Below are 12,742 nucleotides of genomic sequence, written 5' to 3'. Positions count from 1 at the left end.
AGGAAAACCAGATGACGATGCCCGCGCCAATCATTTCCAAGCCGATGGCGATCGAGAAGGACTGGATCGACTACAACGGCCATCTCAACATGGCCTACTACAACGTGCTGTTCGACCGCTGCTCGGACGAAGCGTTCGAGCTGATGGGCATGGGGCCGAACTATGCCAAGGAACGCCGCCTCACCATCTACACGGCCGAAGTCCACGTCTGCTACGTGCAGGAGCTTCACCTCGACCACAAGGTGAACGTCTCGTTCCAGCTCATCGACCATGACGAGAAGCGGCTGCGGGCCTATCAGGAGATCCGTCATGTCGACGGCTGGCTGGCGGCGACGTCCGAATCGCTGTCGTTGCACGTCGATATGGCAGGGCCGAAGGTCGCCCCCTTCCCGGCCGATGTGATGGCGCAGATCGAAGCCATGCGCTCTGCCCATGCCGCGCTGCCGATGCCGGAGCGTGCCGGCCGCTCGATCGGCATCAAACGCAAGAGCGCTTGAAAACCCGCCCGCCCGCGTTAACCTTACCAAGGGATGCGTCCTTTGGCCTACAGCGTTGTTTCTACGGCGCCGACCCTGTGTCAGCAAGTTGGCTAGGGTCCTATCCTCCCGTGCATGGCCATAACTCTCGACCACATGTCGAATGATTTTCCAACCTCCGAGCGTGGCCGTCGTCACGGTGTCGAGACCCTTGTGCAGCAGGCCGGTAGCGAAGCCATGGTAGCATGAATGGAAGGACAGGAATTTGATCCCTGCGCGCTCACAAGTTTGCCTCCATAGCCGCTGTGCGGCGCGAGAATCCTTGTAGCCGAACACATGATCATCCGGGTTGCGGTTGCTTGGTATCGCCTCGACAGCCTGCACCAGCGCCGGAGGCAAATGGGCTGTGCGTTCCTCGCCATCTAGCCTGGACTGCACAACGCGCGCCGTCATATCGCCGAGATCGACGTCCGACCATCGCACACCAATTGCTTCCGATACGCGCGAACCAGTCAGGAACATGAAGCAAGCGAGTGCAGCGATATGCTATGGCGTTGCCGCCTTCGCCGGCGGGATGAGACGAAAATTTGCCATCTGTGCCCTTGGCTGTGTCAGTGTAAGAGGGGACCTTGCCAAGCCACAAAAAAGCGAACATAATAGGAACATCGACAGCAGGGCGCAGTGATCGTGACGGCATACAAGCAACCTGACCACCTTCCTGTCTACCTTTTGGGGATCTTGTCGGGCGCAATATTCATCATAATTGCATTGACATCAGTAAAAATCGCTCCAGATAAGCTAGCAGGCCACGAAATGTCGTATGTTGATTTCATCACACTGATGCTTACAGCTGTAACTGTTATCATAACAGTGCTCGCAGTGTTCATAGGCATACTCGCGGTCTGGGGATACTCACAATTTCAAAAGATGACTGAAGACGCCTCCAAAAATCACCTTAATAGCATGATCTCAGAAGGACCTTTCGCAAAACAGATAGAGACCACCATAATCCAGCACATATCTGAGCAACTTAAAGCCGGCGATCTGCGAAAGCTTCTAGTTGAGCGAGTAGATCATATTCTACTTAGTGATGCGTCTTTGCGAGCTGAAAAACCGAATCAAAATTCTAACCCTGACGCACCCTTCAAGGATTAAGGAGAGCCCATAATGAGCCCCGAATGGCACTCTCTAGATCATGGTATGATAGCCTTGATCAAAGAACATCACGACAGTGCGCCTGTAAGGTTGTCTGCGATTGCGCAGGCTCTTGGGGTAAAAGTAATTGCCACAGCGCTCCCTAACGGCATCTCAGGCGAAATCCGGCCCGATCCTGATGCCGCCGGTCAGTACATTGTCAAAGTGAACAGAAATGACTCTTCTCGTCGCCAGCGGTTCACTGTAGCTCACGAACTGGGCCACTTCCTGCTTCATCGTGACCAAATAGGTGATGGCATTACGGACGATGTGCTCTACCGTTCTGAGTTGTCTGATCGTAGAGAAGCTCAAGCGAATAGAATGGCGGCCGATCTGTTGATGCCTCAACAGCTTGTCGATGACTGGTTGGACCGAGCAAAGACACTAAGGATTGACAATGTCGTTGGCTTTCTAGCTGATAAGTTCAATGTGTCTGAAGCCGCCATGAAGATTCGGCTCGGCATTCCATGACGTGGAAGGGTCAATCGCAATGGATTTGGGGGCATTCAAGTATGTTCCGATTATCGGAGTGCGACCGTCGGAAATGCAAGCTCTTGAGGAGCTTAGCCCTCAGGTAAAGGTAGGGATTCTCCCGTTTGTGATATTGCAGCCTTGGACCACGGCTAGAGAGTTCCCAAGCACTATCGCCAAGGTGATCGCCTGTAGCTCGGGAAAGCCCATCATTGTCGATCTCACAGATGAGGTATTTGATGGACCTCGGAGACCTGTACATGACGTATTTGATAAGCTCCGCGACCCATCAAACGGCTACCAAGCCTGGCGCGCCTTCGTAGACGAAAACCCACAATTCACACCCACGGTACAACTTGCTGCCCCCGGAGAGCTAGTAGCACAGGTACAAGCTTTCAAAGCGATGGGTAAAGGCGTTGTGATCCGTCTTCATGAGCAAATATTCTCTATCGCAACTGACATAGCTAATCTTTTCAAAAAATACACATACAATGACGATGTTTTCTTCGTGTTGGACTTCCAGCGTCAAGACAAGTATCTTCTGAATAAGGCGGCTATCGCCGTTAACATTGCAAAATCGATTAGAGATATACTTCCTGATTGCTTTGTATCAGTATCTGCCTCGACGTTCCCGACGTCGTTCACCGGCATCGTTGAGCAAGATATATTCGAACGCAAGTTTTACGACGTAGTCACCGATCAAATCGGCCAAAACAGTACCATCTACTGTGATCGAGCTAGTGTGCGAGCTGAAAAGCAAAACGGTGGTGGTGGAAGCCCGGCTCCTCGCATTGACAATGCCTATTCGACTAAGTGGAAATTCTTTAGAGAAGCCGATGAAGAAGACCGTGAGGAAGCTTATAAGTTGGCAGCAATACGCGCCACCGAATGTCCGGAATGGCAGGATATGGGCATATGGGGTACAGAGATGATAAAGAAGACGGCTGCGGGCGACGAGGTTGCAATCTATTCACCTAAGATGTCCACTGCCGCCCGAATCAACATCCATATGCACATGCAGTCCGGAGTAGAGAACTCAGGTGAAATTGAGTGGAGCGATCTTTAAGCATTCATTGCTTGTAGAGCTTCTTTGGCGTGATGCCGCCACGCCTCCCAAAACAGTAGCTGATCCTGCGCCCTTTCGACTACAGCTCTCCGCGCCGGTGCGAACCGACTTAGAAGAGCCATTGCTTCATAGGTTATCTTCTTACGTCCGACACTATCCCAGAACCTATCTGACGTCGGGCCGAACGACTGCACGAAGGCTGTCATAACCCAGTCGAATATGATTTCGTCGGGCAACTCAGCGGCAGTTCGCAGGAGCGCCTGTTTCTTAGCTGGGCTCGCCGAAGGCACGCCAAGCAGCTTTCTGAGGTCCGACATAGTAAGCAACTTAAGGCAAACTGACTTTGATTTCTGTATCGACCCATCAGCCGCCCTAAGCAGGGACATCCGCCCTTGTCTGCTCATCTGAAATACGCTGACCGGCTGTGGGGCCTCGTCCAGAGCCTGTTTAGCGTGACGCTCATCCACTACAAGCATCACCTCGTCAAAGCACGACGTGTAAACTGCCATCTGGTGTTGTAGCCGACTTAGGGTGTCGTAACTGCTTTTTATCTCAACCCCGATCGACAACTTGCCATTGTAACACGCGAGGTCGGCGCGCCGCCCCGTGGAACCCAGTACGTACTCGGACGCGATGGTGGTACGGGAGTTGATAATCCGCATTTTTCTGAGTTCGTTGAGGACATCGCACTTGATGCGTGCTTCGTAGTATTTTTCTGACATCAACGCCCCTACAGTGGTGAGTTGCATGCTACGCAACAGAGACGAACTGTCTGTTAACGTCGCAGCCGCCTTTCCCCGGGCTGCAGGCATGCAGATCAAGACCAATTAGCTCATCGAAACAGGCTGGGATAGACGCTTCGAATCACGACAAGTAGATAATTTGCTGAAGGCTGTGAATTGCGAATTTGACGCCATCATGGGCGCTGCGCCTGCTTCGCTTGCCCATGGTCGGCTGGAACGTTTGAAAACGCGGCCGGCCCGCCAATCGGCCTGCTGCAGTGCGTTCAGCGGAAGCTCAGCACCCCTCGGGACCGCTGCCGGAGCCATGCGCTCCCGTTGGAAAGGCTGTATCTGATTGTTGACTGTCCACCGGTGCGTTAACCTTACCAAGGTTTTAACGTGAACAAGCCAGTTGAGTCCGTTGAACGACTCAGTGGCGCGTTCGACAACGACCCTGCCGGGTTGCGCGCAGGTGGCAGGCGGAATGCGGTGCGAGGATAGTGCATGAAGACCGACATCAAGGTGGAAGTGGAGCGGTTGGCGGCCGATCCGCGCATCACCGACTATGATTTCTGGCGATCTTTGAAGAACGTCAACAACGAGATTTTTCACATCGCCAACAACAACGAGCCCATCCCCTTCGACATGATCCGCTGGCGCGCGATTCTCAAGCAGGCGCGCATGCGGCGCGGTTACACTGAGCCGTCAGCGCTCCCTTAGAGCAATTCCAGGAAAAGTGTGTAACGGTTTTCCGTCCGGAATTGCGTAAAAACAAATAGTTAGAGCAGTTCAGCGTTTCCGTGAAACGATGAACTGCTCTAGCCCGCGAAGCGGCGAGCGCGGCTCGACCGGCGACGACTGGATGATGGCGGTGTTGGTCATCGCATAGGGGATGATCCTGTCGATCACCCGTTCCAGCTCGGTCACCGAGCCGACATGCGCCAAAGCGATGAAGCAGTCCTCGCCGGTCACCCGGTCGCACTGCGCGATTTCCGGCAGCTCGCGGATGATCTCGGCAACGACGGCGAGCTGCCCGGGCACCGGCCTGATCCTGAGCCATGCCGACAGCTTCAGGCCGAGCGCCGCCGGATTGATTCTGACCGTATAGGCCTCGATCACGCCGTTCTCCTGCAGCTTGCGGATGCGCTCCGCGACGCTTGGCGCCGAGAGCCCGACGGCACGCGCCAGCTCTGCCGTGCTCGTGCGTGCATCCTTTTCCAGCAGCCGCAGGATCTTCAGGTCCGCCGCATCCAGATCGGCATTTTCATTTCGAAGGCGTTTCAAGAGAATTCTCTTTCTTCAGAAAGTGAGCGGCCCAAAAAGCCGTTTAGTGCCTATATAAATAGCGAAATTCGCCTGCGATAATGATCGCATGAATTCCGAAGCGCAAGTTCGTACGGCAAACCAGACCACCGGCGACACCCACGCTGCGCGCCCTGCTCTCTCCGGCCTTGCCAATGCGCTGCCGCCGCATGTCTGGTTCTGCGTCAGCGCGGTCTTCCACTATCTCGGGCCGGCTTTCGCCGTGCTGCTGTTCGCTCGGGTCGGCGTGCTCGGCATGGCCTGGCTGCGCATCGCCACGGCCGCGCTCGTCTTCGCGCCGCTCACCAGGCCATGGACGGTGTTCGCGCGGGCCGACCGCTCGGCACGGCTCCTGCTGCTGGCCTTCGGCGCCTGCCTGGCGGTGATGAACTGCGCGTTCTATCTGGCGCTCGACCGCCTGCCGATCTCGCTGGTCGCCGCCATCGAATTCGTTGGCACGATCGGCGTCGCCCTCGTCGGCCTCAGGAGCCGGCGCAATTTCGTGGCGCTCGCCATCGCCGTCGCCGGCACCTTGCTGCTGATCGATATCAAATGGTCCAGCGATCCGGTCGGCCTGTTCTGGGCCTTTCTCAACGGCGCGCTGTTCATCGGCTACATCGTGCTGGGTCACCGCATCGCGCAGACGGGCATCGGCATCGCGGGCCTCGGCACCGCCATGGCGATCGCCTTCCTCGTCGTGCTGCCGGTCGGCTTCAGCGAGGCGCTGCCCGCCTTCACGGCGCCGCAACTGCTGCTCGCCGCCATCGGCGTCGGCGTCTGCTCCTCGGTGATCCCCTATATATGCGACCAACTCGCCATGGCGCGGCTGCCACGCGCCAGCTTCGCGCTGATGCTCTCGCTCCTGCCGCTCACCGCGACGCTGATCGGCGTCGTCGTGCTGCGCCAGGTTCCCAGCCTCACCGATTGCCTCGGCATTGCGCTGGTCGTGGCGGGCGTGGCCATGCACAAGCCGGCGCGGGAGTGATCCCCGGACAGCACCGGTGAGGTGCGTCGAGATCCAGCTCAGGCCAGCTTCTGTTTCAGAAACGCGACCGTCCTCCCCCAAGCGAGGTCGGCCGCCTTCTTGTCGTAGCGCGCGGCCGAAGTGTCGTTGTTGAAGGCATGGTTGACGCCGTCATAGACATAGACCGTGTATTCGACATGCGCGGCGTCGAGCGCCTTCTTGTAGGCATCGATGCCGGCGTCGATGCGCTCGTCCAGTCCGGCATAGTGCAACAGCAGCGCCGCCTTGATCTTCGGCACGTCCTCGGCTTTCGGCTGCATACCGTAATAGGCGACGCCGGCGGCAAGATCGGGGGCATTAACGGCGAGAGTGTTCACCGTGCCGCCGCCCCAGCAGAAGCCAACCGCGCCGACCTTGCCGTTGCCGTCCTTCAGGCCCTTGAGATAGGCGATTGTCGCGACGCCGTCGGCCGCGACTTGGGCAGCGTCGAGCTTGGTGACCATGTCGCGCGCCTTGTCCTCGTCGGACGGCGTGCCGCCCAGCGGCGACAGGAAGTCCGGCGCCAGCACAATGAAGCCTTCCAGCGCCACGCGCCGCGCGACATCGCGGATATGCGGGTTGAGACCTCGGTTCTCATGGACGACGATGACGGTTCCCATCTTGCCGGACTGACCGGCCGGCTTGACCAGATAGCCCTTCATCTCGCCGCTGCTGCCGGGATAGGTGATGTCCTCGCCCTTCACGCGCGGATCGTCCTCGGCGACGATCGCCGCCTGGGCCGAATTCGCCGCCAGCATCGGCGCGATCGCGGCGGCCGCCGCGCCCGATCCGGCGAGCCTTGTCAGGCGCTCCATGAAGCGCCGCCGGTCAAGCGTCAGATGCGTGTACTCGTCATAGGCATCGATCATCGCCTGGGTGATCACGGGCTTGGCGACAGGTTCGGTCATGGCTCTCCCTCGACGGCTGTTTGATGCGCAAGATAGGGTTGAAGCTCGCAGGGTCCAGTCACGGACCGGTGACCGTTTGGCCGGACCGTTCGCTCATTGGCAACGCGCCCCGCCGGGCTGTGATGCCTGTCATGTCGCATCATCGCATTTTGGCCGAAGCAGCCGCCGGCCCGGTTCTCGCCAACCAGGTGCTCGGCCAGGTGCCTTGCCCGAGGAACTGTCTCGGACTCTAGAGCAATTCCAGGAAAAGTGTGTAACGGTTTTCCGTCCGGAATTGCGTAAAAACAAATACTTAGAGCGGTTCGGCGATTCCGTGAAACGCTGAACCGCTCTAAGCCTGCCTCTATTTCGGCAGCGTGTAGGCCATCACATAATCGCCCGGCTTGGTGCCGACCGAGCCGTGGCCGCCGGCGACGATGACCACGAACTGGCGGCCGTCGGCGACCGTGTAGGTCATCGGTGTCGACTGCCCGCCGGCCGGCAGCCTCGCCTGCCAGAGCTGCCTGCCGGTGGTGAGATCGTAGGCGCGCAGATAATCGTCGACCGCCGCGCCCAGGAAGGCAACGCCGCCGGCGGTGATCATCGGCCCGCCGATGCCCGGAACGCCGACCTTGAACGGCAGGGGCAGCGGCGTCATGTCGTAGACGGTGCCGTTACGATGCCTGTAGGCGATCTGGCCGGTCCTGAGGTCGACGCCGACGACATAGCCCCAGGGCGGCGCCTGGCAAGGGATGCCGAGCGGCGACAGGAACGGTTTCAGCACCACCGCGTAAGGCGCGCCCTCGTTGCGGTTGAGCCCTTGCTCGCTGCCTTTCGTGGCGTCGCCCGGCGGCGGCGCGTCCGCGCGCGGAATGAGCGTCGATGTGAAGGCGAGATAGGTCGGCATGCCGAACATCACCTGCCGCACCGGGTCGACCGCGACGCCGCCCCAATTGAAGACGCCGAAATTGCCGGGATAGATCAGCGAGCCCTGCAGCGAGGGCGGCGTGTAGCGTCCCTCGTAGCGCAATTTCCTGAGCGCGATCCGGCATGCCAGCTGGTCGAACATGGTGATGCCCCACATGTCCGCGCCGGTCAGCCGCTTGGGATTGAACGAAAGCCCCGATTCCGGCTGTGTCGGCGAGGCATGGTCGCCTTCGATCGCGCCGCCCGGCGCCGGCATCTCCTTCACCGGGATGATCGGTTCGCCGGTGCTCCGGTCGAGCACATAGAGGTCGCCCTGCTTGGTCGGCACGACCAGCGCCGGCACGACCGTGCCGTTGACCGAGGTGATGTCGACCAGCGTCGGCTGGGCCGGCACGTCCATGTCCCACAGATCGTGATGCACCAGTTGCCGAACCCAGCGCAATTTTCCGCTGTTGAGGTCGAGCGCGGTGATCGAGGAGGAGAATTTTTCGGTATTGGCGCTGCGGCCCATGCCGAGCTGGTCCGGTGTCTGGTTGCCGAGCGGCAGGTAGAGCAGGCCGAGCTTCTCGTCGGCGCTCGCCGTCGACCACATGTTGGGCGAGTTGTTCGTGTATTTCTGCTCCGCCGGCAGCGGCGCCGTCTGGTCCGGATTGCCGGAGTCCCAGTTCCACAGAAGGGCACCGGTACCGACATCGTAGGCGCGGATGACGCCCGATGGCTCCTCGGTCGAATAATTGTCGTTGACCGCGCCGCCGACGATGATCTTGCCGGCGACGATCAGCGGCGCCGAGGTCGAATAATAATAGCCCGACTTCGGATAGGGCATGTTGGCCATGAGATTGAGCGTGCCGCTTTCGGCGAAGGACGAACACACCTGGCCGCTGGCGGCATCGAGCGCGATAAGCCTGGCATCGGAGGTCGGCAGGTAGATGCGCCCAGCACAAGGCTGCCCGGCCGCGATCTTCGGGTCGGCATAGTGGGACACGCCGCGGCAGGTCTGGTGCTGGCGGTTGGGATCGAGCTTGACCTTCGGATCGTAGCGCCACTTCTCCTTGCCGGTCGCGGCATCGATGGCGATGGCGAAATTGTGCGGCGTGCAGATGAACAGCGCGTCGCCCACCTTCAGTGGCGTCACCTGATAGGTCGTCTCGCCGATGTCGTCGGGGCCTTTGACGTCGCCGGTGCGGTAGGTCCAGGCGGGCTGGAGCTTGGCGACATTGTCCGGCGTGATCTGATCGAGCGGCGAATAACGTTGGCCGAATGGCGTGCGGCCGTAGAAATGCCATTCGCCGGCCGGCATGTCGCCGCCGAGATTGGCCGTCGGCGTCACCTTGTCGGTGTCGAGCGTGCCACCGATGTCGGTGGCGTCGGTCGTCATCGAATAGCCAGCCACCGCAAGCGAGGCGAGCACCGCCAGGATGAGAGGGGCGCGCCCGTCCGGACCGGCGAATCCTCGCCTTGCCCATGGCGTCAGCAGCCACAGCGCGACGAGAACGATGATGCCGCCGCGCGGACCGAGCTGCCACCAGTCGAAGCCGATTTCCCATACCGCCCAACACAGCGAGGCGAGCACGATCGCCGCATAGAGCCAGAGCCCTGTCGATCTGCGGCGAAAAACGAGCCAGGCGGTGATCAGGAAAGCGAGACCGGCAATCGCATAGTACCAGCTGCCGCCCAGCGAAACCAACCAGATGCCGCCGCCGCCGAGAACCAGACCGATAAGGAAGAGGACGAGGGAGGTGATGGTGACAGCCAAGACGGTGCTCCTTCGACTGTTGCGCTTGCGGCGCCTTCCAGGCGACGGCACGCCGCCCTTGCCCTGCCGGCAGCTTTCCCCTGCCCGCTCCGGCTGTCAAGTTGGTCGGCGGCACGCGAAAATAGAACAAAACGTAGACAGTTCTGGTCTTTCGCTCCCGAATCACTACATTCGGGAGCGATGTCGGGCTTTTCCGAAGACATGCCTTTTTTCGATGAACCGAATGCGCGGCCCGCGGCCCCGTCCGGCATTGCTGCGCGCGCCATGGCCGCGCGCAGCGCGCAGAGCCGTGCGCCCGACTATCTCAACGGCCTCAATCCCGAGCAGCGGCTAGCCGTCGAAACAACGGAGGGGCCGGTTCTGGTGCTGGCCGGCGCCGGCACCGGCAAGACGCGGGTCCTGACCACGCGCATCGCCCACATCCTTGCCACCGGCAGGGCCTTCCCGTCGCAGATTCTCGCCGTCACCTTCACCAACAAGGCCGCGCGCGAGATGAAGCAGCGTATCGGCATCCTGATCGGTGAAGAAAATGTCGAGGGCATGCCCTGGCTCGGCACTTTCCACTCCATCGGCGTCAAGCTTTTACGCCGCCATGCCGAGCTTGCCGGGCTGAAATCCGATTTCACCATCCTCGACACCGACGACGTGGTGCGGCTGATCAAGCAGCTCATCCAGGCGGAAGGTCTGGACGACAAGCGCTGGCCGGCCAAGCAGTTCGCCCAGATGATCGACAACTGGAAGAACAAGGGCCTCGGCCCCGACGATATCCCGGAAGGCGATGCGCGCAGCTTCGGCAACGGCAAGGGCCGCCAGCTCTACAAGGCCTATCAGGAGCGGCTGCAGACGCTGAATTCCTGCGATTTCGGCGACCTGCTCTATCATCCGATCCGTATCTTCCGCGCCTATCCGGACGTGCTGAAGGATTATCACCGCAAGTTCAAATACATCCTGGTCGACGAGTACCAGGACACCAACACCGCGCAATACATGTGGCTGCGCTTGTTGGCGCAGCGGCCGGGAGTTCCAAGGAGCGGATCCCCGGGCGGCCGCGCCCCCAGCGCTTCGAAGTCGACTATCGATAGGACAGAGGGGGGGCACTACAGACCGCCAGTTCCCGAAGAGGAATCGCTAGCCCGCGGTGAGGAATGGGATATTTCGGCCGAAGGCCGCAAGCCCGACCGGGCGTCCGAGCCGTTGCGAGGCCCCCGCGGAGGGCCCGCGCCGGCAGGCGCGGAACAGCCCGTGAGCGTGAATATTTGCTGCGTCGGCGACGACGACCAGTCGATCTATGGCTGGCGCGGCGCCGAGGTCGACAACATCCTGCGCTTCGACAAGGATTTTCCCGGCGCCACCATCATCAGGCTGGAGCGCAACTACCGTTCCACCGCGCATATCCTGGGCGCCGCCTCGCACCTCATCGCCCACAATGAGGGCCGCTTCGGCAAGACGCTGTTCACCGACCGCGACGACCCCGAGGACGACAAGGTGCATGTCCATGCCGCCTGGGACTCGGAGGAAGAGGCTAGAGCCATCGGCGAGGCGATCGAGGCCTATCAGCGGCAGAAGCACAATCTCAACGACATGGCGATCCTGGTGCGCGCGTCCTTCCAGATGCGCTCCTTCGAAGACCGCTTCATCACGCTGGGCTTGAACTACCGCGTCATCGGCGGCCCGCGTTTCTACGAGCGGCTGGAAATCCGCGATGCGCTGGCCTTCTTCCGCGTCGTCGCCAACAGCGGCGACGACCTCGCTTTCGAGCGCATCGTCAACGTGCCGAAGCGCGGCCTTGGCGAAGCGACCATTCGCCAGATCCACGACACGGCGCGCGCCATGCGCACCCCGATGCTGGAGGCCGCGGCGACGCTCGCCGAAAGCGACGAGCTGAAGCCGAAGCCGCGTGCAGCACTTCGCGAGGTCGCGGCCAATTTCGAGCGCTGGCAGAAGGCGCTGGAGACCACGCCCCACACCGAGCTCGCCGAGACCATTCTGGAGGAAAGCGGCTACACCGACATGTGGAAGAACGACCGTTCGGCGGAAGCGCCCGGGCGGCTGGAGAACCTCAAGGAACTGATCCGCTCCATGGAGGAGTATGAATCGCTGCGTTCCTTCCTCGAGCATGTCGCGCTGGTCATGGAGGCCGAGCAAGGCGAGTCGCTCGACGCGGTCTCGATCATGACACTGCACTCGGCCAAGGGTCTCGAATTCGAGACCGTTTTCCTGCCCGGCTGGGAGGAAGGCCTCTTTCCCCACCAGCGCGCGCTGGACGAAGGCGGCCGGTCGGGCCTGGAGGAGGAACGCCGCCTTGCCTATGTCGGCCTGACGCGCGCCAAGAAGAACCTGCATATCTGGTTCGTCTCCAACCGTCTGATCCACGGGCTGTGGCAATCGACGATCCCGTCGCGCTTCCTCGACGAATTGCCGGAAACCCATGTCGACGTCGCCGACGGCGGCAACTCCTACGGCGGCTACGGCAATCCCTATGGCGGCGGCTCATTCGCCTCCGGTCGCGGCGGCGGCCGGCAAAATCCCTATGGCGCCTCGCGCTTCGACAATATCGGCGCCAAGGATCAGGGCAGCTTCTCCAATACCTATGCGACGCCCGGCTGGCAGCGCGCGCAGGCCAACCGCACCGAGGCGACCGACCGCAACTGGGGCACCCGCTCCGGCCACCAGGTCGAGCGCATCGGCTATGGCGAGACCGATAGCGGTTACGGCGCCGGCCGCACCTCGGTGAAGGGCCGCACCATCGAGGGCGAGCTGGTTGCGAAATCCGTCGCCGACACGCCTTCCGCCTTCAGCGTCGGCGACCGCGTGTTCCACCAGAAATTCGGCAACGGCAACATCGCCGCGATCGACGGCAACAAGCTCACCATCGACTTCGACAAGGCCGGCCAGAAACGCGTGCTCGACGGGTTTGTCACAGGAGTTTGAGCAACCC

11 protein-coding genes are annotated in these 12,742 nt (G+C 60.6%); 7 read left to right on the top strand and 4 right to left on the bottom strand.

Going from position 1 to position 12,742, the window contains the following annotated elements:
* The first annotated feature begins 11 nt into the window (after positions 1-11).
* From QAZ22_RS16555 to QAZ22_RS16540, 4 genes are all read left to right on the top strand, one after another.
* Positions 12-497: a thioesterase family protein gene (locus tag QAZ22_RS16555; RefSeq protein ID WP_278072771.1), complete on the top strand. Its 486-nt coding sequence runs from the start codon at positions 12-14 to the stop codon at positions 495-497.
* A gap of 660 nt (positions 498-1,157) precedes the next feature.
* A complete protein-coding gene (locus QAZ22_RS16550) occupies positions 1,158-1,631 on the top strand; it encodes a hypothetical protein (RefSeq protein ID WP_278201828.1) in 474 nt (157 codons plus the stop codon).
* A gap of 12 nt (positions 1,632-1,643) precedes the next feature.
* The gene (locus QAZ22_RS16545; RefSeq protein WP_278201827.1) at positions 1,644-2,141 is read left to right on the top strand and encodes an ImmA/IrrE family metallo-endopeptidase; all 498 of its coding nucleotides are present in this window, start codon (positions 1,644-1,646) and stop codon (positions 2,139-2,141) included.
* A gap of 19 nt (positions 2,142-2,160) precedes the next feature.
* The gene (locus tag QAZ22_RS16540; RefSeq protein ID WP_278201826.1) at positions 2,161-3,207 is read left to right on the top strand and encodes a hypothetical protein; all 1,047 of its coding nucleotides are present in this window, start codon (positions 2,161-2,163) and stop codon (positions 3,205-3,207) included.
* On the opposite strand, the gene QAZ22_RS16535 is transcribed toward QAZ22_RS16540, so the two are convergent.
* Positions 3,204-3,929, bottom strand: coding sequence for a sce7726 family protein (locus QAZ22_RS16535; protein ID WP_278201825.1), 726 nt, complete (start codon positions 3,927-3,929; stop codon positions 3,204-3,206). The two genes, QAZ22_RS16540 and QAZ22_RS16535, sit on opposite strands and share 4 nt — an antisense overlap.
* 504 nt (positions 3,930-4,433) lie before the next feature.
* Here QAZ22_RS16535 and QAZ22_RS16530 point away from each other — a divergent pair.
* Positions 4,434-4,649 carry a hypothetical protein gene (locus QAZ22_RS16530; RefSeq protein WP_278201824.1) on the top strand — a complete coding sequence of 72 codons (216 nt, stop codon included), beginning with the start codon at positions 4,434-4,436 and terminating at the stop codon, positions 4,647-4,649.
* Between the two features lie 69 nt (positions 4,650-4,718).
* Here QAZ22_RS16530 and QAZ22_RS16525 read toward each other — a convergent pair whose 3' ends face one another.
* Complete coding sequence (locus tag QAZ22_RS16525) at positions 4,719-5,213, bottom strand: Lrp/AsnC family transcriptional regulator (protein ID WP_278201823.1); 495 nt, start codon at positions 5,211-5,213, stop codon at positions 4,719-4,721.
* 88 nt (positions 5,214-5,301) lie between these two features.
* On the opposite strand from QAZ22_RS16525, the gene QAZ22_RS16520 reads away from it, so the two are divergent.
* Positions 5,302-6,216 carry a DMT family transporter gene (locus QAZ22_RS16520; RefSeq protein ID WP_278201822.1) on the top strand — a complete coding sequence of 305 codons (915 nt, stop codon included), beginning with the start codon at positions 5,302-5,304 and terminating at the stop codon, positions 6,214-6,216.
* A 38-nt stretch (positions 6,217-6,254) separates the two neighbouring features.
* Here the strand turns inward: QAZ22_RS16520 and QAZ22_RS16515 are convergent, their stop codons facing one another.
* Both QAZ22_RS16515 and QAZ22_RS16510 read right to left on the bottom strand, forming a co-directional pair.
* Positions 6,255-7,142 (bottom strand): dienelactone hydrolase family protein, encoded by an 888-nt coding sequence (locus tag QAZ22_RS16515; protein ID WP_278201821.1) that lies wholly within the window; start codon positions 7,140-7,142, stop codon positions 6,255-6,257.
* Positions 7,143-7,485: 343 nt separating this feature from the next.
* Positions 7,486-9,804, bottom strand: a complete 2,319-nt coding sequence (locus QAZ22_RS16510; RefSeq protein WP_278201820.1) for a glucose/quinate/shikimate family membrane-bound PQQ-dependent dehydrogenase — start codon at positions 9,802-9,804, stop codon at positions 7,486-7,488.
* Between the two features lie 180 nt (positions 9,805-9,984).
* Between QAZ22_RS16510 and QAZ22_RS16505 the strand changes: the two genes are divergently transcribed.
* Positions 9,985-12,735: a UvrD-helicase domain-containing protein gene (locus QAZ22_RS16505; protein ID WP_278201819.1), complete on the top strand. Its 2,751-nt coding sequence runs from the start codon at positions 9,985-9,987 to the stop codon at positions 12,733-12,735.
* Positions 12,736-12,742: the final 7 nt, after the last annotated feature.

The organism is Mesorhizobium sp. WSM4906, assembly GCF_029674625.1.
Classification (GTDB): Bacteria; Pseudomonadota; Alphaproteobacteria; order Rhizobiales; family Rhizobiaceae; genus Mesorhizobium.
Note: the sequence above shows the minus strand (reverse complement) of the source record. Positions and strands in the feature narration are given on the sequence as shown.